The sequence below is a fragment of the Pantoea sp. DY-5 genome (genome assembly GCF_019795955.1).
GTDB classification, from domain to species: Bacteria; Pseudomonadota; Gammaproteobacteria; order Enterobacterales; family Enterobacteriaceae; genus Pantoea; species Pantoea leporis.
Genome location: NZ_JAIMIE010000009.1, coordinates 97,013 through 120,424, shown reverse-complemented (window position 1 = coordinate 120,424; position 23,412 = coordinate 97,013). Strand labels below are relative to the sequence as shown.

The 23,412-nt window shown below is 54.1% G+C and carries 24 protein-coding genes; 7 read left to right on the top strand and 17 right to left on the bottom strand.

Features of this window, described 5'->3' with window-relative positions; genetic code table 11:
* Positions 1 to 47: 47 nt before the first annotated feature.
* Positions 48 to 506, bottom strand: coding sequence for a dUTP diphosphatase (gene dut / locus K5Y30_RS22955; RefSeq protein ID WP_222186102.1), 459 nt, complete (start codon positions 504 to 506; stop codon positions 48 to 50).
* Positions 484 to 1,704, bottom strand: coding sequence for a bifunctional phosphopantothenoylcysteine decarboxylase/phosphopantothenate--cysteine ligase CoaBC (gene coaBC / locus K5Y30_RS22950; RefSeq protein ID WP_222213540.1), 1,221 nt, complete (start codon positions 1,702 to 1,704; stop codon positions 484 to 486). The genes dut and coaBC overlap by 23 nt, the downstream gene beginning before the upstream one ends.
* A 185-nt stretch (positions 1,705 to 1,889) precedes the next feature.
* Here coaBC and radC point away from each other — a divergent pair, with 185 nt between their 5' ends.
* From radC to mutM, 4 genes are all read left to right on the top strand, one after another.
* The gene (gene radC, locus K5Y30_RS22945) at positions 1,890 to 2,546 is read left to right on the top strand and encodes a DNA repair protein RadC (protein ID WP_101760688.1); all 657 of its coding nucleotides are present in this window, start codon (positions 1,890 to 1,892) and stop codon (positions 2,544 to 2,546) included.
* Between the two features lie 243 nt (positions 2,547 to 2,789).
* Positions 2,790 to 3,026: a 50S ribosomal protein L28 gene (gene rpmB, locus K5Y30_RS22940; protein ID WP_007885297.1), complete on the top strand. Its 237-nt coding sequence runs from the start codon at positions 2,790 to 2,792 to the stop codon at positions 3,024 to 3,026.
* 11 nt (positions 3,027 to 3,037) lie between these two features.
* On the top strand, positions 3,038 to 3,205 hold the full coding sequence (gene rpmG, locus K5Y30_RS22935; protein WP_001051798.1) for a 50S ribosomal protein L33: 168 nt from the start codon (positions 3,038 to 3,040) through the stop codon (positions 3,203 to 3,205).
* A gap of 69 nt (positions 3,206 to 3,274) precedes the next feature.
* Positions 3,275 to 4,084 carry a bifunctional DNA-formamidopyrimidine glycosylase/DNA-(apurinic or apyrimidinic site) lyase gene (gene mutM / locus K5Y30_RS22930; protein ID WP_222213536.1) on the top strand — a complete coding sequence of 270 codons (810 nt, stop codon included), beginning with the start codon at positions 3,275 to 3,277 and terminating at the stop codon, positions 4,082 to 4,084.
* Position 4,085: 1 nt separating this feature from the next.
* Here the strand turns inward: mutM and coaD are convergent, their stop codons facing one another.
* From coaD to K5Y30_RS22890, 8 genes are all read right to left on the bottom strand, one after another.
* Positions 4,086 to 4,571: a pantetheine-phosphate adenylyltransferase gene (coaD, locus tag K5Y30_RS22925; protein WP_110868213.1), complete on the bottom strand. Its 486-nt coding sequence runs from the start codon at positions 4,569 to 4,571 to the stop codon at positions 4,086 to 4,088.
* Positions 4,568 to 5,344 (bottom strand): glycosyltransferase family 2 protein, encoded by a 777-nt coding sequence (locus K5Y30_RS22920; RefSeq protein WP_222186099.1) that lies wholly within the window; start codon positions 5,342 to 5,344, stop codon positions 4,568 to 4,570. The genes coaD and K5Y30_RS22920 overlap by 4 nt, the downstream gene beginning before the upstream one ends.
* 3 nt (positions 5,345 to 5,347) lie before the next feature.
* Positions 5,348 to 6,622, bottom strand: a complete 1,275-nt coding sequence (gene waaA / locus K5Y30_RS22915) for a lipid IV(A) 3-deoxy-D-manno-octulosonic acid transferase (RefSeq protein WP_101760684.1) — start codon at positions 6,620 to 6,622, stop codon at positions 5,348 to 5,350.
* Positions 6,623 to 6,707: 85 nt separating this feature from the next.
* Entirely contained in the window at positions 6,708 to 7,841 is a 1,134-nt protein-coding gene (locus K5Y30_RS22910; protein WP_222213534.1) for a glycosyltransferase family 4 protein, read from the bottom strand.
* Positions 7,834 to 8,910, bottom strand: coding sequence for a putative lipopolysaccharide heptosyltransferase III (rfaQ, locus tag K5Y30_RS22905; RefSeq protein WP_222213532.1), 1,077 nt, complete (start codon positions 8,908 to 8,910; stop codon positions 7,834 to 7,836). Before rfaQ ends, K5Y30_RS22910 begins: the two co-directional genes overlap by 8 nt.
* Positions 8,911 to 8,983: 73 nt before the next feature.
* Positions 8,984 to 9,985, bottom strand: coding sequence for a glycosyltransferase (locus K5Y30_RS22900; RefSeq protein WP_222213530.1), 1,002 nt, complete (start codon positions 9,983 to 9,985; stop codon positions 8,984 to 8,986).
* Positions 9,982 to 11,091 (bottom strand): glycosyltransferase family 9 protein, encoded by a 1,110-nt coding sequence (locus tag K5Y30_RS22895; RefSeq protein WP_222213528.1) that lies wholly within the window; start codon positions 11,089 to 11,091, stop codon positions 9,982 to 9,984. The genes K5Y30_RS22900 and K5Y30_RS22895 overlap by 4 nt, the downstream gene beginning before the upstream one ends.
* A 42-nt stretch (positions 11,092 to 11,133) precedes the next feature.
* Complete coding sequence (locus K5Y30_RS22890) at positions 11,134 to 12,258, bottom strand: glycosyltransferase (RefSeq protein ID WP_222186126.1); 1,125 nt, start codon at positions 12,256 to 12,258, stop codon at positions 11,134 to 11,136.
* A gap of 319 nt (positions 12,259 to 12,577) precedes the next feature.
* Here K5Y30_RS22890 and K5Y30_RS22885 point away from each other — a divergent pair, with 319 nt between their 5' ends.
* Positions 12,578 to 13,549 carry a polysaccharide deacetylase family protein gene (locus K5Y30_RS22885; RefSeq protein ID WP_222213525.1) on the top strand — a complete coding sequence of 324 codons (972 nt, stop codon included), beginning with the start codon at positions 12,578 to 12,580 and terminating at the stop codon, positions 13,547 to 13,549.
* 19 nt (positions 13,550 to 13,568) lie between these two features.
* Here K5Y30_RS22885 and rfaC read toward each other — a convergent pair whose 3' ends face one another.
* Genes rfaC through rfaD form a run of 3 tightly spaced genes read right to left on the bottom strand, consistent with a single transcriptional unit; the run spans position 13,569 to position 16,533 of the window.
* Positions 13,569 to 14,537, bottom strand: coding sequence for a lipopolysaccharide heptosyltransferase RfaC (gene rfaC, locus K5Y30_RS22880; RefSeq protein ID WP_222213523.1), 969 nt, complete (start codon positions 14,535 to 14,537; stop codon positions 13,569 to 13,571).
* A 2-nt stretch (positions 14,538 to 14,539) separates the two neighbouring features.
* The gene (rfaF, locus tag K5Y30_RS22875; protein ID WP_222213521.1) at positions 14,540 to 15,583 is read right to left on the bottom strand and encodes an ADP-heptose--LPS heptosyltransferase RfaF; all 1,044 of its coding nucleotides are present in this window, start codon (positions 15,581 to 15,583) and stop codon (positions 14,540 to 14,542) included.
* Positions 15,584 to 15,600: 17 nt separating this feature from the next.
* Positions 15,601 to 16,533 carry an ADP-glyceromanno-heptose 6-epimerase gene (rfaD, locus tag K5Y30_RS22870; protein ID WP_008109718.1) on the bottom strand — a complete coding sequence of 311 codons (933 nt, stop codon included), beginning with the start codon at positions 16,531 to 16,533 and terminating at the stop codon, positions 15,601 to 15,603.
* Positions 16,534 to 16,764: 231 nt separating this feature from the next.
* On the opposite strand from rfaD, the gene K5Y30_RS22865 reads away from it, so the two are divergent.
* The gene (locus tag K5Y30_RS22865; RefSeq protein ID WP_222213518.1) at positions 16,765 to 17,973 is read left to right on the top strand and encodes a glycine C-acetyltransferase; all 1,209 of its coding nucleotides are present in this window, start codon (positions 16,765 to 16,767) and stop codon (positions 17,971 to 17,973) included.
* Positions 17,970 to 18,998: an L-threonine 3-dehydrogenase gene (tdh, locus tag K5Y30_RS22860; protein WP_101760674.1), complete on the top strand. Its 1,029-nt coding sequence runs from the start codon at positions 17,970 to 17,972 to the stop codon at positions 18,996 to 18,998. Before K5Y30_RS22865 ends, tdh begins: the two co-directional genes overlap by 4 nt.
* A 30-nt stretch (positions 18,999 to 19,028) precedes the next feature.
* Here tdh and K5Y30_RS22855 read toward each other — a convergent pair whose 3' ends face one another.
* From K5Y30_RS22855 to envC, 4 genes are read right to left on the bottom strand one after another with little or no spacing between them, the layout of a single operon-like run.
* Entirely contained in the window at positions 19,029 to 19,940 is a 912-nt protein-coding gene (locus K5Y30_RS22855) for a hypothetical protein (RefSeq protein WP_222186089.1), read from the bottom strand.
* A complete protein-coding gene (locus K5Y30_RS22850) occupies positions 19,933 to 21,153 on the bottom strand; it encodes a glycosyltransferase (protein ID WP_222213517.1) in 1,221 nt (406 codons plus the stop codon). The genes K5Y30_RS22855 and K5Y30_RS22850 overlap by 8 nt, the downstream gene beginning before the upstream one ends.
* 19 nt (positions 21,154 to 21,172) lie before the next feature.
* Positions 21,173 to 22,069, bottom strand: a complete 897-nt coding sequence (locus K5Y30_RS22845) for a divergent polysaccharide deacetylase family protein (protein ID WP_222186087.1) — start codon at positions 22,067 to 22,069, stop codon at positions 21,173 to 21,175.
* A gap of 3 nt (positions 22,070 to 22,072) precedes the next feature.
* Positions 22,073 to 23,374, bottom strand: a complete 1,302-nt coding sequence (gene envC / locus K5Y30_RS22840; protein WP_222186086.1) for a murein hydrolase activator EnvC — start codon at positions 23,372 to 23,374, stop codon at positions 22,073 to 22,075.
* Positions 23,375 to 23,412 lie beyond the last annotated feature (38 nt).

Here is a 23,412-nt window from a genome sequence, read left to right as displayed (position 1 = left end):
TGTGGCGACAAGAAATAAAAAGATGGCTAAGCGAAAAGTGTCGCGTGTTACTGACGGCCTGAGTGACCGAAGCCGCCTGCGCCGCGGTCGCTGGTGTCAAAATCTTCCACCAGGTTAAATTCGGCCTGCACGACCGGCACGAAGACCAGTTGTGCTAAACGGTCGCCTGGCTGCAGCGTGAAGCTGTCCTGGCCGCGGTTCCACACGGAAACCATCAGCTGACCCTGATAATCGGAGTCGATCAAACCGACCAGGTTGCCCAACACGATGCCATGTTTATGGCCAAGACCGGAGCGCGGCAAAATCACGGCTGCAAGAGCAGGATCGGCAATGTGAATCGCCAGACCGGTGGGAACCAGTGTGGTCATGCCGGGTGTGATTTCCAGTGTATCATCCAGGCAGGCGCGTAAATCGAGGCCTGCGGAACCAGAGGTTGCATAAGTCGGCAGCGGGAATTCGTTGCCCACGCGTGCATCAAGAATTTTAACGTCGATTTTTTTCATCATAACGGCTGACAATCTCGTCTATTAATTGTTGGCCAAGGAGCGTCTTATCACTGAGCGGTAAGACTTTTTCTCTTTCCTGCCAAAAAAGGTGAAGAGCATTGGTGTCGCTATTGAAGCCCTGACCCGCCTGCGCCACATCGTTGGCACAAATCAGATCCAGGTTTTTTCGCACCCGTTTTTGCCGCGCGTATTCTTCCACATTCTGGGTTTCGGCAGCAAATCCCACAACATAAGGGCGATTTTCCTGCAGCGCCGCGACGCCTGCGACAATATCGGGGTTCTTCACCAACTGCAGCGTGACGCTATCGTCGCCACCCTGTTTTTTGATTTTCTCTGCGGCAATGTTAGCCGCCCGGTAGTCTGCCACGGCTGCGCTGGCAATGAAAATATGTTGTTGCTGGATTTGCGCCATCACCGCTGCCTCCATCTCCAGCGCGCTGTCAACGTCCACGCGTTGTACGCCAGCTGGCGTTGGCAGCGCCACCGGGCCGGTAACCAATGTCACCTTCGCACCGCGTTTGGCCGCAGCCGCAGCAATCGCAAAGCCCATCTTGCCCGAGCTGTGATTGCTGATATACCGCACCGGGTCCAGCGCTTCGCGGGTTGGACCGGCGGTGATCATAATGCTGAGATGTTGCAGATCGTTGACGGGCGCAGCCCACTCCAGTGCGTGCGCCACAATCGCCAGCGGATCGAGCATGCGGCCGGGACCCACATCGCCGCACGCCTGGCTGCCGCTGTCGGGGCCCCAGATCAGCATGCCGCGCTGCTGCAGACGCTGCAGGTTCTCTTGCGTGATCGCCGCGCGGTACATCTGTTGATTCATGGCCGGGACGATGGCAACCGGCGCTGCGCTTGCCAGGCACGCGGTGGTGACCAAATCATTCGCCATGCCGGCAGTGACGCGGGCAATCAGATCGGCGGTAGCCGGCGCCAGCACAATTAAATCGGCCCATTTCGCCAGTTCAATATGGCCCATCGCCGCTTCGGCTGCCGGGTCGAGCAAATCATCAAATACCGGATAACCGGAAACCGCCTGCAGGCTCAGCGGAGTAATAAAGGCCCTGGCCGCTTCGGTCATCATTACGCGCACATCAGCACCGCGATCGCGCAGCCGACGCACCAGCTCCGGCGCTTTGTATGCAGCAATGCCGCCGCTCACGCCCAGCAGAATTTTCTTTCCAGCTAATCCCGTCATGTTGTTCGCCTCAAAGCAAATTGCCGCGTCAGGGGCGGCAGATGCAGGCAACTTTATCACAAAATCCACAGTGCGCCTTTTCACTGCCTGCGGCCTTTGCGAGCTGGCTCTGAAATCGTTCAGCGCGTGCTGGCGCTGACGGTGGCTGACGCGCAGAATCGCCGCATCGCAGGGAGGAGATGGTCATGACGGAACTGGCACCACGGGAAAAACTGATGTTAATGGGCGCTGAAGTGTTGAGTGATGCTGAGCTGCTGGCGATTTTTTTGCGTACCGGCATCAGCGGCACCAGCGTGCTGCTGTTGGCGCATCAGATGTTGAACGAGTTTGGTTCGCTCTATCGCATTATGACGGCCAGCAAAGAGGAACTCGGGCAGATTAAAGGCGTGGGTAGTGCCAAAATGACGCAGCTGTATGCCATCGCCGAGCTGGGAAGGCGATTTTTTGCCAGCCAGCTGGCGCGGGAAAACGTGATGGAGAATCCGCAGGTGACGCGCCATTACCTGCAAAGCGTGCTGGCGCATCAGGAGCGCGAAGTGTTTATGGCGCTGTTCCTCGATAATCAGCACCGCGTGTTGCAGGCGCAGAAGATGTTTTCCGGCTCGATTGCCAGCGTGGAGGTTCACCCGCGCGAAATCGTGCGCGAAGCGCTGAAACTTAACGCGGCGGCGGTGATTCTGGCGCACAATCACCCGTCGGGAATCGCTGAACCCAGTCGCGCCGACCGCGATATTACGGGAAAAGTCGGGCAAGCGTGCGCGCTGCTCAATATCCGTTTACTTGATCATTTGGTGATTGGTCACGGCGAGTTTACCTCTTTCGCCGAGCGCGGTTGGTTGTAATTCATCGATTCAACTGAACAGAAATAGGGCATTTTTGCGCGATCCAGAGGGATCTTTATCTGTTCGGGACTTGAGCACTCGGGCTGAGCGGCGTATACTACGCCACCTTTGAGAATCTCGGGTTTGGCGTTTGGGCCAGCTTAGCGGGTTCACATGGAACTCGCCTGGGCGGGCTAAGGCCTGACGAGGCGGCCAAAACCTAGTTTTTAAAGCTCGAGCTGATTTGATTTTTGGAGAATAGAAATGTCACGAGTCTGCCAGGTAACTGGAAAGCGTCCGGTAACGGGTAATAACCGTTCCCACGCAATGAACGCGACGAAACGCCGTTTCCTGCCGAACCTGCACTCTCACCGTTTCTGGGTTGAGAGCGAAAAGCGCTTCGTTACTCTGCGTGTATCTGCTAAAGGTATGCGTGTTATTGATAAAAAGGGCATCGATACGGTTCTGACCGAAATCCGCGCCCGTGGTGAGAAGTACTAAGGAACTGAATCATGGCTAAAGGTATTCGTGAGAAGATCAAGCTGGTTTCCTCTGCTGGTACAGGTCACTTCTATACCACCACGAAGAACAAACGTACTAAACCAGAGAAATTAGAACTGAAAAAGTTCGATCCGGTTGTACGTCAGCACGTGATCTACAAAGAAGCTAAAATTAAGTAATTTTAGTGTTCTGTGAAAAACCCGGCTTCGGCCGGGTTTTTTGTTTCTGCGATTCGTTGAGGAGATGAGATGCCTGAATTACCTGAGGTAGAAACCAGTCGTCGCGGTATCGAACCCCACATGGTCGGTGCCACGATTCTGCATGCGGTGGTGCGCAATTCACGTTTGCGCTGGCCGGTTTCGCATGAAATCCACGCGCTGAGCGACCAACCCGTATTGAGCGTGCAGCGTCGCGCTAAATATCTGCTGCTCGAACTGCCGCATGGCTGGATCATCATTCACCTCGGCATGTCCGGCAGTCTGCGCGTGCTACCCGGCGAACAACCGGCCGCCAAACATGACCACGTCGATTTGGTGATGAGCAACGGCAAAGTGTTGCGCTACACCGATCCACGTCGCTTTGGCGCCTGGCTGTGGAGCAATGACCTCGCAGGCAGCAGCGTGCTGGCCCATCTCGGTCCGGAACCGCTCAGCAGCGAATTTGATGGCGCCTATCTGTTTGAAAAGTCACGCGGCAAACGCACCGTGATTAAACAGTGGCTGATGGATAACAAAGTGGTGGTGGGCGTCGGGAACATCTACGCCAGCGAATCGCTGTTTACCGCCGGGATCTTGCCCGATCGTTCGGCAATGAGTTTGAGTCAGGAAGAGGCCGAGCTGCTGGTTAACACCATTAAAGCGGTGTTATTACGTTCGATTGAGCAGGGCGGCACCACACTGCGAGATTTCCTGCAAACGGACGGTAAACCCGGCTACTTCGCGCAGCAGTTGCAGGTTTATGGTCGCGCCGGCGAACCTTGCCGTGCCTGCGGTACGCCGATTGTCAGCGGCAAACATGGTCAGCGCAGCACCTTCTGGTGTCCACGCTGCCAGCACTGAGTTAAGGCTGCGCCAGTCGCGCCAGTAACGCCTTGTGCACAACGGCAGGCAGAAATGCCTGCACGTCACCGGCATGGCGCGCGACTTCTTTGACCAGCGAAGAAGAGACGAACGAGAAACCTTCTGACGGCATCAGAAACACGCTCTCCAGCGTGGGCAACAGATGACGATTCATCTGCGCCAGCTGCAGCTCATATTCGAAATCCGATACCGCACGCAATCCACGCACCAGCACATTGGCATTCTGCGCCTGGGCAAAGTTCGCCATCAGGTCGCTAAACCCGATTACTTCGACATTCGGCAGATGTGCCGTCACCTGACGCGCCATATCTACGCGCTCATCGAGACTAAACAGCGGCTTTTTACTCGGGCTGGCGGCAATCGCCACGACGATGCGGTCAAACATCTTCGCTGCGCGCGTCACAATATCCAGATGACCCAACGTGAAGGGATCAAAGGTGCCGGGATAAATCGCTTTCGTACTCATACGCGACCTTGTGTTGAGGTGTGATGCAGCGCCCAGAGCGCCGAGTATTTGTTGAAAGTGTACTGCGCATTAACCACCGCCAGAATCCAGCCCTGTTTGCCATCGAGAAAACCCGCACGCAGCAGCAGGGTTTTAACGAATGCGCCGAGCGTGTGGCTAAAGATCGACAACAAGCCGCAGCGTTTGCCGCGCTGGAAACGCTCATTTGCCCAGGCTTCGGCATAGTTCATCTGCTTACGCTGAAACGCAATCAGGTCACGACAGGTGAGATGTTGCAGATCGCCCGCCAGCTTCACTACCGGCGCACCCTGCGTCTCCAGTGATTCATGCACCAGATTGTCGTTGTAATTGAACTTGCGCGGATAGAGGCGCATAACGCGATCGGGATACCAGCCGCTGTGGCGCATAAAGCGGCCAAGAAACAGGTTGCTGCGACCGAGGCTGTAAACATTGTCCGAGGCAGGCTGTGCGAGAACCTGCTCGATAGCGCGACGCAATTCGGGTGTAACGCGCTCGTCGGCATCGATCATCAAAATCATCTCGCCTTGCGCATGGGCCTGAGCGCGCTGGCGCTGCTTGCCAAATCCCTGCCAGCCTTCAGCCTGGAAAACCTGCGCGCCCTGTTCGCGTGCGACCTGCACCGTGTTGTCGCTGCTGCCGGAATCGAGCACCACAATCTCATCCGCCCAGCTGACAGAAGCCAGCGCCTCCGGCAGCAGTTCAGCTTCGTTTTTGGCGATCATCACCACGGAGAGACGTTGGCGTTGCGACATGAATTAGTGAGCTCGCGGCGGTAAGTGAGGTTCGAGTAACTGTAGCAGACGCTGTAATGCGCCCTGATTTTGATGCAGCACTTCCACAGCATGACGGCCGTAATAGCGGCGATAATCGTCATCCTGCAGCAGGTTAGCGACCTCTTTCTGCAGCGATACCACGTCAGTGACGGTAATCAGCCCTTCGGCCTGCTGCAGCTTGGCGCAGATATCTTTGAAGTTCCAGATGTGCGGGCCCATCAATACCGGAATGGCATGTGCTGCCGGTTCCAGCGGATTGTGGCCGCCGCGCTCAACCAGGCTGCCGCCAACAAAGGCGAGGTCGGCGATGCCGTACAGCATCATCAGTTCGCCCATGGTGTCGCCAATGACCACCTGCGTGGAGCTTGATGGAATTTCGCCGCTGCTACGCAGGATAAAGCTGAAGCCGCGTTTTTGTGTCAGGTCGCAGGCATCTTTGAAACGTTCCGGATGGCGCGGCACCAAAATCAGCAGCAGATCGGGGAACTGCTGCAGCAGACGACGATGAGCATCGAGCACAATTGCCTCTTCGCCTTCGTGGGTGCTGGTCGCGATCCACACCGGACGACGCGACGCCCACTGACGACGCAGCGTGACCGCTTTTGCCGCCAGCTCTGGCGTTACGGAGATATCAAACTTGAGGCTGCCGGTAACGGTGAGATGCGAACGTTTCAGGCCAAGGCTGAGGAAACGGTCGCCATCTTCGGCGTTTTGCGCGGCAATCAGCGTGATGCGCTGCAGCAGGTCGCGCATAAAGCCGCCGAGCTTCTTGTAGCCTTTGGCCGAGCGCTCAGACAGGCGCGCGTTGGCAATCACCAGCGGAATCTTGCGCTGATGCAGAATACGGATAATGTTTGGCCACAGCTCGGTTTCCATGATGATTACTAGTCGCGGATCGACGGTATCGAGGAAACGGTTAATCGAACCTGGCAGATCGTAGGGCAGGTAAACGTGGTGCACATCCTTGCCAAACGCGGACTGCGCACGTTCGGAGCCGGTTGGCGTCATGGTGGTGACGGTAATCGGCAGCGTTGGATAGCGGTGGCGCAGCGCGCGCACCAGCGGCACTGCCGCCAGCGTTTCGCCGACGGAAACCGAGTGCAGCACAATGCCATGCGGCAGTACTTTTCCGCTGCAATAGCCGTAGCGTTCTGCCCAGCGTTTACGATAGGCCGGTGCTTTTCGACCGCGCAGCCACAGGCGCAGCCAGATCAGTGGCTGAATCAGGTAGAGCAAGGCTGTGTATAGAGTCGTCATAGTTACCGTTACGACAGAATCGCGTCAAAAAACAGATGAAAGGCGGCATGTTATCAGAAATTAACCGCCTGCTCATACCACTTCGTCAGCTGGTCTGCAGCACTTGCTGATACAGTGAGGTCAGCGCTTGCGCCAGCCGCTGCGGACCATAAGGTTCAATTCTGCGACGTGCGGCTTCGCCCATGGCAGAATTGTGTGAAAGCGCCGGTGTTGCCAGTACGGCTTCGTTTAACGCGTTGATATCTAATGCATCGCAGACAAAACCTTCCTGACCCGCGGTGATAAACTCCGCGCCGCCGCAGCCGGTGCTGGTGATCACCGCCAGGCCGCAAGCCATCGCTTCCAGCACCACATTTGGGAAGGGATCATAAAGCGTGGGCAGCAGCAGCGCATCGGCTGCATGGTAGAACGGTTGCACGTCCTGCTGCACGCCGACGAAGCGTAAGCGATCGAGGCAGTTCAGCTGGTTTGCCAGCTGCTGATAGCGCGACAGCTGCTTATCCTGGCCGACCACCACCAGATAGCGATCGCTTTTCGCCACCGCTTCAATCGCCGCTTTTAAGCCTTTGCGCTCAAAGCCCGAACCTACGTAAATCATTACCGTGGCATCCTGCGGCAGTTTGAGCTGCTGACGTGCCGCATGACGCAGCGCTTCGCTGGCCGGCTGGAAGCGTTGGCTATCAATCGCGTTGTGAATTACATGGATCTTGCTGGCATCGAGCCTGAAGTGACGCAAAATATCCTGCTTTACCATCTCTGAATTACAGATCACCGCTTTCAACGATGGCGCGTTGAACATGTCGGCTTCTGCCTGTAACACATAACGATGATAAGGACTGAGGCGGGCGCTTAAGCGCTGCCACGGCGACACGATGCGCGCGCGCTGCTCCAGCCAGACGCGATGCACGCCATCACCGGCACGAAAGATATCGCAACCAGCGATACGTTCGTGGCTTTGCACAATATCGAACTTTTCGCGTTCCCAGCATTCACGCGCGGCACGCGCAAAACCGCGCTCGCGCGAGATGCGACCGAACTTCGCTGGATTGCAGATGTGCAGATGCCAGGCCGGATTCGGCGTGCCCTGCCAGCTGCGAGTGATGATATTGAGATCGAGCTGCTCACCGTCCAGCGCTTCCAGCGCACGCGAGATAAAGCGTTCGGCGCCGCCGTCTGGGCGGTATTTCTGCCGGACAATCGCCAGGCGTAACTTACTCATGCAAAAAACTCCGGGCGGCAGCCACCACATCCTCAACGGGAATGGCAGAAAGATAGCGCTGTTGCGTGTTGGTATCGATGTCGTCTGGCGAGGGGAGCGGGCCATAATCACCGGCCCAGATCACGCGATTGTGATCGCCCCACGGACGCCAGTGTTGCAGCTTAGTGGGTCCAAACAGCGCAAGACACGGCGTTTCCAGCGCGGCGGCCATGTGCATCGGCGCAGAATCTACGCCGATAAACAGCTGTGCCGCATCAATCAGCGCCGCCAGCTGCGGCAAGGATAATTCTCCCGCCAGCGACACCACATTGTGGCTGCGACACAGCGACTGAATATTGGCGATCATTGCCATTTCTTTCTGGTCCGGCGCCGCCGTCAGTACCACGGTGCGGCCTTCGGCAGCGAGCGCATCAATTAGCTGTGAGACTTTTTCATCTTCCCAGCATTTGAACAGCCAGCGTGAAGTGGGTTGCACCACAACAAACGGCATTTTCACCGCATGCTGAGCCAGTACATCCTGCACTTTCTGTTGATCGGCTGTGCTGAAATGCATTGAGGCTTTTGCGCCAGCGGCGCTGATGCCCAGCGGCTTCAGCGCGGCCATATTCTGTTCGACGGTATGCAACTGATTATGATCTTCCGTACTGACCAGCTGATTGTGCATCCAGCGCCATAAGGCGTTATCACGTTTGCGGAAGGCAAAACCGATGCGCACCGGCGCGCCAGAGAATCCGGTAATGATAGCGCTGCGCCACTGATCGGCGAGGTTAATCACCAGGTCATAACGACAAGCGCGCACCGCGGAAAGCAGGGCCATTTCATGGCGGAATTTCTGCCAGCCGCCTTCCTTCTTCCAGTTGCGATCGATGATGTGTAACTGGCGTATAGCTGGATGTGCTTCCAGCATTGGACGGGTTTCTTTATACAGCAGAACGTCGATGTTCGCCTGAGGATAGCGTTGGTGCAGCGCGTTAATCGCGGGCGTGGTCAGCAGCATATCGCCGTGATGACGCAGCTTGATCAGCAGAATATTTTTCGGTGCAAATTGGTCTGGAATCGGGCTTGCCATACTCAAATGATCTCAGAATTCAGTCAGCTGATTGTAGGGCAAACCCCAAAGGCGTGAAAGCCAGACTCGGCGCTTATTTCTTGCGCCAGCGATAAATCCGGCTCAGCCACAGCAGCAGTTGATACCATTGCTGGATACCGCGCGCGTTACGCAGCATGCGCTTGTGGGTTTGCGTGGCGAACAGATCGGCAATCATCGCCTGACGGGCGCTCTCTTCGGGTTCGCGGCGAATAGAGTGGCAGACGCTGAGCGCCTCATGCGTAATCTGGTAGTGAAATGCCGGGTAGATTTTCACTTTAGAACGGTAGCGTGCGTTGATCTCTTCCAGTAATTGCGCAATCTTCAGGTAATGGCGCTGATATTCCACGTTGCGCTGGCCGGTGCGTTTGCGGTTGCTGATCGAAGCATCATGCATGTAATAACGGTAAAGCACTCGATCGGTGTAGCGTACGCGTTGGGCATTGAGCATGAACTCGGTGGTCCATGGAATGTCCTGATGATGCAGGCCGGGCTCAAAGTAGAGTTTGAGCTGTTCGATCAATTCTCGGCGGTATATGCCCAGCCAAACCACATGCATGTAGCGATGCGTTTGCAGCGCCTTATTGAGCCACTCAGGGCCGCTCAGTACCTCGGTACTGGTGAGGCGATCGAGGGGAATCAGCGGCTTCACTTGCTGGCTGGCTTTGAAAAACCACTCCGCGTTGCACTGTGCGGCATCCAGATTATCGCGCTCTGCCATTTCAACCAGCGTTTGATACATCGCGGGATCCATGGTGTCGTCAGCATCCGGAAACGAAACGTACTTACCGCGCGCCACCGCGAGTCCGGCATTACGTGCGCGTGATACGCCGCCATTGGCCTGATGAACAACATGCACATGCGGGTGTTGCTGCGCATAAGCGTCAGCGCGCTCGCCCGAACCGTCAGTGGAACCATCATCAACAATGATGATCTCCAGCGAGGTTAACGTTTGAGCCAGTAGCGCTTGCATACAGGCAGCAAAATCGCTGCCCGCGTTGAACATAGGAATAATGAGACTGAGTAACGGGGCTGAGCTTTCAGGCTGCGTGGTCATGCTGTTTTAATGTTCTTCCGTCGCGCCAGGCGTTGTTGCTGCCGCGCGCTAATAAAATCGTGAATATCGTCAAGTTTCCGCTGATCCAATTCAAATAGATGTTCAGTGGGATGCATAAATTTGTACTGCGCAGCGAACACAAAGGATGAGGGCGCAATATGATTTGGACCAATCAATAACACATCGCCCAGCGGCCGCTGTTCTTCAACGCAGCATGGGCCATAAATCAAAATGATCGGCACTTGCTGCGCATCGGCAATATAGACATTGCCGGAATCTGACGCGATATAGAAATCCATCTCGCTAATTGCTCCAGGGACATCTTCCAGCTGCACTTTGCCTACCAGGCTGATCAGGTTCTCGCGCGCGCCGACAACTTTATACAGCTCCTGCAAACGTGATTGTTCATTCGGTGCGCCAAAGGCATAAAACTGGCAGGGCAAATCGCCTAAGTGGTCAAAAAGTCGCTGCCAAATCATCGGCGGGATAGTTTTTGCCTGATTGCCTGCGGTGATACTGATGCCAATGCGAATGCCATCATGCTGGAAGATTTCATCCGGTAGCGACTTGGGTTGCCAAAGTGGTTGTGTCGCATGCTTCGGATAGCTCTCTTTAGTAAATGAGCGATCGGCGAGTTTTAGATAGTTTTCCAGCGTAAGGGTATTTTTCTCATGCTCAACCACGCCGCTTGCGGTGAGATAAAACAGTCCCTGATAACCTTTGCGGCGATAGCTGGAAAGAAACTGTTTGTTGCTGGCATTACAGCAAGCGGCAATAAACAGATTAAGATTGGTTGGATGTAATAGATAGATGTTGTCGTAGCGGTTGAGTATCTGCCACACCAACTTCATTTTTTTGACTAAGCCTGAACGATGCTCTTCGATATACCAGATGTTTTCCAGCGTGTTATCGCGCGTGGCAAGTGCTGCAACGCTATTACTCAACAGCGCATCGCTTTTTCCCAGATGGGTTAACAGCGGAGTGATATTAATGAAATCACCGATTTTGGCTGTTTGAATGACTAGATTTTTACCGGTTCGGCCATGGAAGATTTTCATCACCCATTTGACCGGTAAAAAGAGTAAAAAGAGAATTACATACGTCAACGATCTATCCCCATGATACGGCCACACCGACATGGGGACCTGTTAATCTGAAACGTGCTGAGTGCCTGAAAATGCGGGTTCTTCCACTTCTGCCAGTTGCAAATATTGCTGACAAATAACCTTGAGACTATAAATGCTTAAGTCCAGATGTTGCAACTCAGGCGGAGCGGCATAAATCTCGCGCATTTTCTGCGCCAGAGAATCAGCATTCAAATCAGCCAGCCCGCGTGCAAGATCACCGCTCATGATAGTCGATGGCGCGCCGGGGCAACGTGTGCTCACTATCGGTGTGCCGCAGCTTAAGGCTTCGACCAGCACATTGCCAAATCCTTCGCTGTCTGAACTCACCACTAACAAGCGAGCATGGCGAATCCATGGATAAGGATTTTTATGGAAACCTTCGAAACGAACGCGTTCGGCGATGCCTAAATCCGCTGCTTGCTGGCGTAATCTTTCCGTGATTTTTTCGCTTCCCTGACCCAATAACACCAGTGGAGCCGTGATGCCACTCTGGGCATAGGCGGTCAGCAAACGATCGTGGCGTTTGGTTTCATGAAAACGGCCAACATGAAGGACAAAATTACTCCCTGCTAACGGACAAGGTTCTGCTGCCAGACGGGAAATCAGATCGAAATCGAACGGGTTATAGATTACCTGCGCTTTGCTGGGCTTCACGCCGATGTTCTGAATCACATCATCAATCACATATTGTGATACACCGACAAGCTGCTTGCCGCGATAAGTATCACGGATTTTCAGCCGCTTGAGCCACAAAGAGAAGCCCGATTTGCGAGCAAGATAGGAGGCGGAAAACACGCCGTGCAGGCAATACCAGGTTTTAGTCGCATCTAGCGCACGCGCATAGCGGACAATGCGATCGGTTTTATGCAGATTAGACAAAACCAAATCGAATTTTCCGTGCAGTGCTTCGCTTTGACGAACGGCTTCATCAAGCAAATACGCACGACGATGGGTTTCAGTCAGTTTGCGCCACGGACGTGTACTTTTATCAATCACGGTCTGATAATCCACGCCTGCGGGAATCGGGTATTCACATACTTTGCGCAATGAGAAGAGCGACACCCGATGCCCCTGGCTGACAAAACCTTCAGCCAGCGTCAGTACGACTTTTTCGGCACCGCCGCCCGGCAGGCCATCAATCACCATCAGAATGCGCTTCGACAAATTCTTGTGCTCCTAATCGCCAGCCTGTTTTGTATGACAAAATATCTATCATCCCCTGATAAAACAGGACTGAATATAAGATAAATCAATTTATTAGGTATGTTTGGCTTAAGACATTTCGTATTGTTCTTTCGAGAAGCATTCGATGTTGTCGTCGCAATTTACAGTCTGACGTACTCTAGTTTAACAGTAATTATACTGCTACCAACTTCTGTTAAATGGCGCCAGCTGAAAAGTTTGCCCTCATTCATGGGCTTGCGTACCATAGCGATGAGAAAGTGCTCATTTTACTGGATAAGTTATGGATAAGCCTGCGTTTTTAATCACTCTCGATACTGAAGGGGATAATCTTTGGCGCAATCGCAGCGGCAAGGTTACCACGCGCAATGTCCAGTTCCTGCCGCGTTTTCAGGCACTATGTGAGAAATACGGTTTTAAACCCACCTGGCTAACGAATTACGAAATGGCGAGCGATCCTGCTTATATTGAATTTGGCCGCGATCTGCTTACGCGTGGGCAAGGTGAAATCGGCATGCATCTTCATGCATGGTATAGCCCGCCGGAATACGCGTTGACCGATGATGACTGGCGCTATCAGCCTTATTTGATTGAGTTTCCTGAAAATATCCTGTACGACAAGGTCGCTTACATGACCGATTTGCTGGAAAGCGCTTTTCGGCAGAAGATGACCAGTCATCGTGCCGGACGCTGGGCTTTTAATGAAGTTTACGCCCGAGCATTGATCGACAACGGTTATTTGGTAGATTGCTCCGTCACACCTCGCGTGGATTGGCGCAATTCATCCGGCGCGCCGCAAGGCAAAGGTGGCACCGATTACAGCCGTTTCCCGGATCATGCCTATTACCTTGATGTTAATGATATTTCCCGCGTGGGTGACAGTCCGTTGCTGGAGTTGCCGATGAGCATTCAGTACCGCTATGGCGCTTTCACTAATCAGCTAAAAAAAGTATGGAACGACGTGCGCGGCAAGAAACGCGGTCCGTCCGTCAACTGGCTGCGTCCAGTGGGTGGCAATGTGCAGCAGATGAAGCAGGTGGTTGAGCAAACACTTAGCCAGGGAAATGATTACGTTGAGTTCATGCTGCATTCATCAGAATTTATGCCCGATGGCAGCCCCACGTTTAAAAATGAGGCTGATATTGAGCACCTTTACGATGATTTAGAGCAGCTATTTAGCTGGTTACAACCACGTACTCAGGGCATGACGCTAACAGAATACGCGCTTTTAAAGAAAAGTTACCAGTCACGCTAAATTACGGTACGTTATAAAACTATACGGTGATTTCTTTAATCATTGTTGCGACATCTATGGCTTGAATATCCGCCATGCTGTGGCCTTCTGCAGGGCGCAGCACGTACTGATTCTCGCCATAGCCACCAATTAGACCGGGATCGGTTGGGCCGTACAGCGTGATATTCGGACGATCCAGCGCCGCCGTCAGATGACTTAAACCGGTATCTACCGACACCACCGCGCGCGCGCCGGCTAACTGCTGCGCTACCTGCTCCAGCGTTAACTTTGGCAATACCTCAACATGGTCGAATCCTTCGGCCAGCCGCTGTGCGCGTTGGTGTTCATGCTCTGCGCCCCACGGCAATTTCACGCGTAATCCTGTTGGCTGCACCAACTCAATCAGCGCACGCCAATGTGATTCCGGCCAGTGTTTGTTATCTCGCGTGGTGGCGTGCAGAAACACCAAATAAGGCTGTGCATCGTTAGGTAGCGTAGAGCGGAAATGGCCGGCAATCGCATAGTCGCCCTGCGTTGCAGGTTTTTCATAGCCGAGGCTTTTGGCAAACAGCTCGCGCGTGCGTTCTACGGCATGCTGTTGTTTGTTGATTTCATGGCGTTTGTCATACCACCAGCTAGCGAAAGGTTCGCGGGCGCTGCGGCTATCCTGGCCGTGTTTCTCGCCTTTTGCCAGGCGCGTAACCAGCGCGGCGCTTTTGATCAAACCTTGCGCATCCAGCACCACATCATACTGACGCGATTGCAGCTCACGCTTAAATTTCACACGCTCTTCACGCTGCTGGCTACCGAACCAATGCTTACGCCAGCGGCGAATCGCCACCGGCAGCACTTTATCGACGGCCGGATGCCAGGCTGGAATTTGAGCGAAGTTTTCTTCAACCACCCAATCAAACTTGATGCCAGGAATCGCCTGCATCGCATCCGTAAGCGCCGGTAAGGTATGCAGCACGTCTCCCATCGAGGAGGTTTTAACAATCAAAACGTGCATCTTTACTCCTGCACCGGATGCAACAGCGCGCTCAGTTCCTGGTGGACGCGCGCTGGCTGAATATCAATCAGGCTCTGGTGATAACCTTGCTCGGCATCACCTTTGCGGACTTTGTGATAGCCGGTGATCAAACGAATAATGCGCGCGTGCTGAGACAACGGCGGCGTGAAGTCCGGGCTGCTTGGGCCATACAGCGCCACCAGCGGACGATTCAACGCCGCGGCGATATGCATCAGGCCGGAATCGTTACTGACCACCGCCGCACAGTTCGCCAACAGAATCACCGCTTGCTCCAGTTGCGTTTCACCTGCCAGATTTTTGCAGTGCGCACGCGCCGCTTCTGACAGCGTCTGCACAATGGTGTCGCCGGTTTCACGATCTTTCGCCGAACCGAACAACACCACCTGATAACCTTCGCCAATTAGCTGCTCTGCCAGCGCGGCATAATGATAGTGCGGCCAGCGCTTCGCCGGGCCAAACTCTGCGCCTGGACAAAACCCAATCACCGGACGATCGGCGGACAGCGCAAACTGCGCCGCCGTCATCCGCTTTTCATCTTCATCGACACGCAACTGCGGCCACAGCAAGGGCTGCGGCAGCTGCTGCGCGGAAGCAACCGGTTTGTCATAGCCGAGCGCTACATAACGCTCAACCATCAACGGAAAGGCCGCTTTATCCAGCACGCGGACATCATTCAACACGCCATAGCGCATCTCGCCGCGCCAGCCGGTGCGACGTTTGATCCCGGCGAAAAACGGCACCAGCGCAGATTTGAAGGAGTTCGGCAGCACATAGGCGCGGTCATAGCCGCTGGCCTGCAGGGTTTTTCCCAAACGACGACGCTCGCCCAACGCCAATGCGCCGTGGCCGAGCGGCATCGCCAGCGCCTGATTCACTTCCGGCATACGCGACAGCAATGGGCGGCACCAGGCCGGCGCCATCACGTCGATCACCGCTTCAGGATGCTCAGCCTTGAGCGTGCGATAGAGACTTTGCGACATCATCATATCGCCGACCCATGATGGGCCAATAACCAGAATTTTCATCGCTGCTGCCGGTTTCCTTATGCGTTACGGTTCAGCCAGGCCATGTATTCGCCCACGCCTTGCGCGACGGTTTTGAACGGCTTGTCGTAACCGGCTGCACGCAGGTTAGTGAGATCGGCTTGAGTAAACGCCTGATAACGGCCTTTCAGCTTATCCGGGAACGGAATGTATTCAATCTGGCCTTTCTGATGGAAATTCAGCACCGCATCCGCCACTTCCTGGAAAGATTCAGCACGGCCAGTTCCGCAGTTGTAGATACCGGAAACACCGTTTTCCCAGCACCACAGATTTACCGCAACCACGTCATCAACGTGGATGAAGTCGCGGCGGAAATCGTCGCTGCCTTCAAACAGTTTTGGATTTTCACCATTGCTGATCTGCGTGTTGAGGTGGAACGCGACGCTCGCCATGCCGCCTTTGTGGCCTTCACGCGGACCGTACACGTTGAAGTAGCGGAAGCCGCATACCGGTGATTCGGCTTCTGGCAGAATCTGGCGCACATAGTGATCGAACAGCATTTTAGAGTAGCCGTAGACGTTCAGCGGCTGCTCGTACTGGCGCTCTTCGATGAAGTTCTCATTGCGTCCGCCGTAAGTGGCAGCAGAAGAGGCGTAAAGGAACGGAATTTCACGCTCGAGGCAGAAGTGCAGCAGATCTTTCGAGTACTGATAGTTGTTATCCATCATGTACTTGCCATCCCACTCGGTGGTTGCGGAACAGGCGCCTTCATGGAAAACGGCTTCGATGGGGCCGAGATCTTCGCCAGACATGATGTAGCTGAGGAATTCCTCTTTATCCATGTAATCGGCGATGTCGAGATCCGCCAGATTCACGAACTTGGTGCCATCCTTCAGATTATCCACCACCAAAATGTCGGTCAGACCGCGGTCGTTGAGCGCTTTAACAATGTTGCTGCCAATCATGCCAGCGCCACCGGTTACGATAATCATATGCTTTGCCTTTAAAGAGTTGGGGGGAAACAGGAGGTTTCACCCACGAATGCCTATCATCATAACATTTCAGCCAGACGCAGGCAGCCAGATGACTCTGTATGCGCTGCACAAATCCTGTTCGCAGCGTGAACTATGCTGCAAAACCGAGATATTGATGGCTGAAATATCGTCTATTCGCTTTTCGATCAGTAATATGTGCCAAAATTTTGCTATCTGAGGAGCAGAATCATGTCCAGTCAGTTTTATTCGCAAATTCGTCAACAGCTTGAGACAACACGTCAGGACGGATTGTTCAAACAAGAACGCACCATCACGTCGGCGCAGCAGGCAGAAATCAACGTTGCCAACAGCCCGCCCGTCATCAACTTTTGCGCCAATAACTATTTGGGTTTAGCTAATCATCCGGCATTGATTCAGGCGGCGAAAGACGGCATGGATTCGCACGGTTTTGGCATGGCGTCGGTGCGCTTTATCTGCGGCACGCAAGACATCCACCAGCAGCTGGAACATAAGCTGGCTGAGTTCCTCGGCATGGAAGAGGCGATTCTGTTCTCGTCCTGCTTTGATGCCAACGGCGGCCTGTTTGAAACGCTGCTCAGCGCCGAAGACGCGATTATTTCAGATGCCCTTAATCACGCATCGATCATTGATGGCGTGCGTTTGTGTAAAGCGCAGCGCTATCGTTACGCCAATAATGACATGAGTGAGCTGCGTGCGCGTTTACAGGAAGCACGCGACAAAGGCGCGCGCCACATCCTGATTGCCACCGATGGCGTGTTCTCGATGGATGGGGTGATTGCCAATCTGCAGGGCATTTGCGATCTGGCCGATGAATTCGATGCGCTGGTGATGGTCGATGATTCCCATGCGGTGGGCTTTGTGGGTTCTGCCGGACGCGGCACGCACGAATATTGCGGCGTGATGGATCGCGTCGACATTCTGACCGGCACGCTGGGTAAAGCGCTGGGTGGCGCATCGGGCGGCTACGTGGCGGCGAAAAGAGAAGTGGTTGAGTGGCTGCGTCAGCGCTCGCGTCCGTATCTGTTCTCCAACTCGCTGGCACCCGCGATTGTGGCTGCCTCGCTGCGCGTGCTGGAGCTGCTGAGTGAAGGTGACGGTTTACGCCAGCGTCTGTGGGAAAATGCCCGCTTCTTCCGCGAAAAGATGACTGCCGCAGGCTTCACGCTGGCCGGCGCCGATCACGCTATCATTCCCGTGATGCTGGGCGATGCCAAAGTGGCGCAGCAATTTGCCAGCCTGTTGCAGCAGGAAGGAATCTACGTCACAGGCTTCTTCTATCCGGTGGTGCCGCAAGGTCAGGCGCGTATCCGCACGCAGATCTCTGCCGGACATACACAGGCGCAGCTGGAGCACGCCGTGGCAGCCTTCACCCGCATTGGTCAACAGCTGGGCGTTATCTCAGGAGCAGGGAAATGAAAGCACTCGCCAAATTAAAAGCCGAAGAAGGCATTTGGATGGTCAAGGACGCGCCAATACCTGAACCCGGCCATAACGACCTGCTGATTAAGATTCGTAAAACCGCTATCTGCGGTACCGACGTGCACATCTACAACTGGGATGACTGGTCGCGCAAAACCATTCCGGTGCCGATGATCACCGGCCACGAATATGTGGGTGAAGTGGTGGGAATGGGCCAGGAAGTTAAGGGCTTTGCCGTTGGCGATCGTGTTTCCGGTGAAGGCCACATCACCTGCGGCCATTGCCGCAACTGCCGCGCTGGACGCACGCATCTGTGCCGCAATACGGTAGGCGTTGGCGTCAATCGTCAGGGCTGCTTTGCCGAATATCTGGTGATTCCGGCGTTTAATGCCTTCAAAATTCCCGACAACATTTCTGACGAACTGGCGGCGATTTTCGATCCCTTTGGCAATGCGGTGCACACTGCGCTGTCGTTCGATCTGGTGGGCGAAGATGTGCTGATCTCCGGTGCCGGGCCGATTGGCATCATGGCGGCGGCGGTGTGCAAGCACGTCGGCGCGCGCCATGTGGTGATCACCGACATCAACGACTATCGCCTCGATCTGGCGCGCAAAATGGGCGTAACGCGCGCCGTCAACGTAGCGCAGGAAAACCTGCGTGACGTGATGGCCGAACTCGGCATGACCGAAGGTTTTGATGTCGGTCTGGAGATGTCTGGTGCGCCACCGGCGTTCCGCACCCTGCTGGAGGTGATGAACCACGGCGGCCGCATCGCGCTACTGGGCATTCCGCCGGGCGAGATGTCCATCGACTGGAATCAGGTGATCTTTAAAGGCTTGTTCATCAAAGGCATCTACGGCCGCGAGATGTTCGAAACCTGGTACAAGATGGCGGCGCTAATTCAGTCCGGCCTCGATCTCACGCCCATCATTACTCATCGCTATCACATCGATGAGTTCCAGCAGGGCTTTGATGAGATGCGCTCGGGAAGATCCGGCAAAGTGGTGTTGAGCTGGGATTAATTCATCCTCCGGCCTGGTGGCCGGAGAGTTTCAGGATTGTTTCTTTTCATCATCCGTCAGATAGCGTACTTTGCGCGTGTAATCCTGGCCTTTAAAGGTGAGTGGCTGAGTGGGATCATTCAGATACTTTTGCCATTCACTCAAGGGAAAGCCACCGTGCGCGCCAATGACGTCTGCCGGAATGGTTGCTGAGCTACCGCCAATCTTTTTGGAAACCGGCCAGTTTGCCCATTCTCCTAAATTGACGGTGCGAAGATCCAACATATCCAACAAAGCGGCGAGGGGAAGCTGATCCGTCGGCGGTTGGCTGTCATTCATTAATTCCCAGGTATCCTGAAAGAGCGTTAACCAGAGTGGACAAATACGTTTCCAGGTTTGTCGGGTTGCCGCCAGGTACGCACCATTAACGTGATCTTCAAAATAAGGTCTTATTGATGGCCGGTAATAGGCGGGAATGGCCTGGGCTTCCGCGCCCTCTAGCTTGGCGATCATTTTCCCGTTACGGAAACTGGAGTAAAGGTGGCCTGGATGCATACGAATATCAGGCGATTTAAGCAAATTAAGATCCGAATCAATCATTAAAATACCGTCGCCTTTGGCTTGTAAAGGCGCCTGAATTTTAATTAGTCGACTGCGATAGATTTGCTTATAGCGATAGCTTTCCTCGCGATGCGGAACATTGAGCGTTACCACGCGACAATTATGTGGAAGTTTGCCAAAAGCCTGCTCAGATTGGTCGCTCACGATAACAATCTCTTCCATTTCCGGCGCAAACCGACGAGCAAACTCAGCGCTTAATAACGCTTCTTCAACATAATCCGCGCCGGTACAAGGTATAACAACCGAGGTAACCGTAACGTCGCCTTGCGTATTGCTTTGCGCATAAGGGATATTATGGCGTGCACGAATGTGCCGACGATTTTTGTTCAAAAAATCAAACATGAGTTTTCCTTTCAATACTGTTATCCAATATCGTCTCCACCCCGGCCACATAGTTTTCAATGGCGTAGCATTCGCGTACACGTTCTTCGGCGGTGTTAATGAGACGTTGGCGTAAACTTGCGTCTTGCCATAATACGGCAAGATGCGCACTTAATTGTTTAATATCGCCGTATTCGAATAATAATCCGGTTTCGTTGTGGCTAATTAGTTCTGCCGTTCCAACTACGTTCGAACCAATCACGGCCGTTTTCACCAGCATGGCTTCCAACACGACGCGCGGTAGGCCTTCACTACTTGAAGCGAGAATAAAAGTGTCAAACGCCGCGAGGTAATCCAGAGGGTTATTTTGAAAGCCAGTAAACACAATATTCGACGCAATGTTCTCTTTGCGCGCCAGCAAAACCAAATTCTCCTGTTCCGGCCCGGCACCCACCACCACCATTTTCCAGTTGGCTTCGGGATGTATGCGTTTGAATTGGCCCAGCGCCTGGAAGATATGATGGTTCGCTTTACGCGTAATAAGAGAGCCGATGGAGCCAAAAATAAAAGTATCAGGCGAGTAAGCAAAGCGCTCGCGCACTTCCTCGCGATCCGGTAAGGCCTGATGGATATCAATAGCATTTGAAACGGTGAAGCAACGCTGCGCATCAATGCCGCTTTGGCGCAAAGTCTGATTTACGCCATGCGAAACCGCAATAACGGCATCAACACGTTTATTAACCATGTCCACTAACACTGAATTTAACTGTGGCTCAATGCGGCAATGTTGAATCAGTGCAACCTGCAAATCCTCAACCGCGCGATAGCCTTCAACATTTGTGCTCGGTTGATTATTCATATACAGCGCGTCATATTGCCCAGCTTGCAAAAGAGATGAAATCTGTTGGGCGTTTGGCAACACACGCCATTTTTCATCGACCCGATCAATCATCTGTTTTTTCAACGAACGGTTAAAAATGAACAGCGTTCGCAACAATTCTTTAGCGATTTTCGCCCATTTCGGCTGACGACGCTGGGCGATAAATACCACCGGAATACCTATCGAATTTAAGATTGACTCAATGGTTTCACTGTTACCGCGCGAATAGTTGTTGTAGAAACAGCAGGTAATATCGAACCTCTGCCGATCAATGCGCTTGAGCAATTCGAGCATACTGTTGGTACCGCCGCCCCATTCGCGGCCGGTATCCAACAGCAGAATTTTTCTTCTCATTGAATTTCTTTTCCCGAGCTCAGAAGAGCTGCCTTATTGACTGAACCAATAGACTTTGCGCAATGCTTTCACTGATCAACTCAACGGCGTGGCTCTGCGGCACTGGCGCCAACGGTTTGTTCGGTTTACATACGCCTGGCGCGCGGAAGCGTTGAGGCTGCGTTTTGGATGGCGGCGGAGTCGTGCCCTGATGCAGCGGCTCATTCAGTAACTGGCTTGGCCGCACTAACGTGATATCGGCGGGTAATGTCGGCAGCATCTGCTGCAGGACGCGCACCGTCGTGGGATGCGGATGGCCAATGGCGATGGCATAACCATCGCGCTGCGCCAGTTTCACCGCGCGGGTAAACTGTATGCGAATTGAAGCTTCATCCTGGCTATCGTCAAGGAATACGCGACGTTTGAGTACCTTAACGTTAGTGCCTTGCGCGGCCGGGATCGACTGACTGTTGCCAATCGTCATGCTATCGAGAAAGTAGTAGTTGTAGTGATTGAGCACCTGCATCACTTTCTGCATGCCGGGCAGGCTGGATGTCATTTTGCTGCCCATATGGTTATTCAGGCCGACGGCGTAAGGCACTTTGTCACTGGCTTCGCGAATAATCCGCTCGATTTCCGTGCTGCTCATCTCTGGCGTTAGCGTGTCTTTCTCCAGCGGCTGTTTGCTGAGCGGTGCCATCGGCAGGTGAATCAGCACTTCGCGACCGCCCTGATGCGCTTTCGTCGCCATCTCACGCGCATGTGGCGCATTCGGCAGGACCGCAACGGAAATCGCAGTAGGCATCTGCAGCACTTTATTCTCTTCTTTTGGCCGATAACCGAAGTCGTCGATCACGATGGAGAGTTTTCCCGCATGGGCGGAAAGTGATAGAAACAGGCCGCACAGGGCGGCCGAGAGCTTAGAGGGTTGAAACAAAACTTATCTTCCTAACCACGGTAGTGGATTGACGGCCTGTCCCTGGCGTCGGATTTCAAAGTAGAGCGAAGGCGTGCCGCGGCCGCCGCTGGTGCCCACAAGGGCGATAGGCTGTCCTGCCTTCACCTGAGCACCCACGCTCACCAGTGCGCTTTGGTTGTAGCCATAAAGGCTCATATCACCTTTACCGTGTTCCAGAACCACAACCAGACCATAGCCTTGTAGCCAGTCGGCCATCAGTACGCGTCCATCTGCGATAGCTTTCACTTCGGTGCCTTCTGGCGCATCGACCACCAGACCTTTCCAGCGCAATTCGCCCTGCATCGATTCACCGAAGCGATGTTCAATGCGTCCACGTACCGGCCAAACCGCTTGCCCGCCGGGCTTGCCTAATCCGCCGGTACGCGCCATCAGCTCGCGCTCACTCTGCGTTGGCTGATAGCTTGATCCTTTGGCTTTCGCCTGTGCCTGACGTTGACGCACTTTTTCCGCCTCGCGCGCTTCCCGTTCGGCACGTTCACGCGCTTCACGCTCAGCCTTGGCGATTTTGCTCTGCAATCGGCTTTCGTTCTCACGCATCTCAACCAGGTCAGCCTGATCTTTCTCCAGCGAGCTTTCCAATGCGGTTAGCGTTTTCTTACGCGCCGCGCTAGCTGCTTCCAGCTTGTTTTGCTGCGTCTGCTGCTGAGCTAACAACGATTTTTGCTGATCCTGTTTACCCTGCAATGATTGGCGCTGTTCCGCTAATTGCTGTTGGGTTTGCTTGAGATCGTCGATGTTTTTCTGGCGTGCGGCGTTGAGATAGCCGAAATAGGCAAGAATACGCTCACTGCGCTGGGCTTCTTCGCCACCAAGCAGCAACTGTAGACCATTATGCTGTCCCTGACGAAAGGCGGCATCAAGCTGTTGTGCCAGCAGTTTTTCCTGCTGCGCTTGCTGCTTTTCCAGCCGCGAAATAGAGGAGGTGACCTGCGCGATTTCACCTTCGAGCGTGCTGAGGCTGTTACGCGTTTCGCGCAGCTGACGGCTGGCCTGCGCAATCACTTTTTCCTGACTCTGCAGTTGATCCAACAGCTTACTGCGCTGCACTTTCTGTGCTTTAACGCTTTTCTCTTTCTCGGCGATATCCTGCTGAATGGACTTCAACTGCGTTTTACTGTCATCCGCACTGCGAGCGGCAGCAGGAAGTAATAATGTGCCCGCCAGAAGCAGACTCAGGGAGATTTCGGACCAGCGAAATGACAACGGAAGCGCAGTGCCGTTGTGACGGGTCCTTGTGTGTGTAACGGTCGCTTTTCCCTTCATAGTCGATAATTATTCCACGATGAACAGCCGCTTACCAG

What these genes read in the sequence shown, in the direction of transcription:
- tdh (WP_101760674.1), top strand. Translation starts at nt 17,970, where the DNA reads ATGAAAGCACTCGCCAAATTAAAAGCCGAAGAAGGCATTTGGATGGTC.
- K5Y30_RS22900 (WP_222213530.1), bottom strand. Translation starts at nt 9,985, where the DNA reads ATGACCACGCAGCCTGAAAGCTCAGCCCCGTTACTCAGTCTCATTATT.
- rfaC (WP_222213523.1), bottom strand. Translation starts at nt 14,537, where the DNA reads ATGCACGTTTTGATTGTTAAAACCTCCTCGATGGGAGACGTGCTGCAT.
- rpmB (WP_007885297.1), top strand. Translation starts at nt 2,790, where the DNA reads ATGTCACGAGTCTGCCAGGTAACTGGAAAGCGTCCGGTAACGGGTAAT.
- coaBC (WP_222213540.1), bottom strand. Translation starts at nt 1,704, where the DNA reads ATGACGGGATTAGCTGGAAAGAAAATTCTGCTGGGCGTGAGCGGCGGC.
- rfaF (WP_222213521.1), bottom strand. Translation starts at nt 15,583, where the DNA reads ATGAAAATTCTGGTTATTGGCCCATCATGGGTCGGCGATATGATGATG.
- rpmG (WP_001051798.1), top strand. Translation starts at nt 3,038, where the DNA reads ATGGCTAAAGGTATTCGTGAGAAGATCAAGCTGGTTTCCTCTGCTGGT.
- K5Y30_RS22850 (WP_222213517.1), bottom strand. Translation starts at nt 21,153, where the DNA reads ATGAGAAGAAAAATTCTGCTGTTGGATACCGGCCGCGAATGGGGCGGC.
- coaD (WP_110868213.1), bottom strand. Translation starts at nt 4,571, where the DNA reads ATGAGTACGAAAGCGATTTATCCCGGCACCTTTGATCCCTTCACGTTG.
- mutM (WP_222213536.1), top strand. Translation starts at nt 3,275, where the DNA reads ATGCCTGAATTACCTGAGGTAGAAACCAGTCGTCGCGGTATCGAACCC.
- K5Y30_RS22910 (WP_222213534.1), bottom strand. Translation starts at nt 7,841, where the DNA reads ATGAGTAAGTTACGCCTGGCGATTGTCCGGCAGAAATACCGCCCAGAC.
- rfaD (WP_008109718.1), bottom strand. Translation starts at nt 16,533, where the DNA reads ATGATTATCGTAACCGGTGGCGCTGGCATGATTGGCAGCAACATTGTT.
- K5Y30_RS22885 (WP_222213525.1), top strand. Translation starts at nt 12,578, where the DNA reads ATGGATAAGCCTGCGTTTTTAATCACTCTCGATACTGAAGGGGATAAT.
- dut (WP_222186102.1), bottom strand. Translation starts at nt 506, where the DNA reads ATGATGAAAAAAATCGACGTTAAAATTCTTGATGCACGCGTGGGCAAC.
- envC (WP_222186086.1), bottom strand. Translation starts at nt 23,374, where the DNA reads ATGAAGGGAAAAGCGACCGTTACACACACAAGGACCCGTCACAACGGC.
- K5Y30_RS22920 (WP_222186099.1), bottom strand. Translation starts at nt 5,344, where the DNA reads ATGTCGCAACGCCAACGTCTCTCCGTGGTGATGATCGCCAAAAACGAA.
- radC (WP_101760688.1), top strand. Translation starts at nt 1,890, where the DNA reads ATGACGGAACTGGCACCACGGGAAAAACTGATGTTAATGGGCGCTGAA.
- K5Y30_RS22865 (WP_222213518.1), top strand. Translation starts at nt 16,765, where the DNA reads ATGTCCAGTCAGTTTTATTCGCAAATTCGTCAACAGCTTGAGACAACA.
- K5Y30_RS22855 (WP_222186089.1), bottom strand. Translation starts at nt 19,940, where the DNA reads ATGTTTGATTTTTTGAACAAAAATCGTCGGCACATTCGTGCACGCCAT.
- rfaQ (WP_222213532.1), bottom strand. Translation starts at nt 8,910, where the DNA reads ATGGCAAGCCCGATTCCAGACCAATTTGCACCGAAAAATATTCTGCTG.
- K5Y30_RS22890 (WP_222186126.1), bottom strand. Translation starts at nt 12,258, where the DNA reads ATGGTGATTGATGGCCTGCCGGGCGGCGGTGCCGAAAAAGTCGTACTG.
- waaA (WP_101760684.1), bottom strand. Translation starts at nt 6,622, where the DNA reads ATGACGACTCTATACACAGCCTTGCTCTACCTGATTCAGCCACTGATC.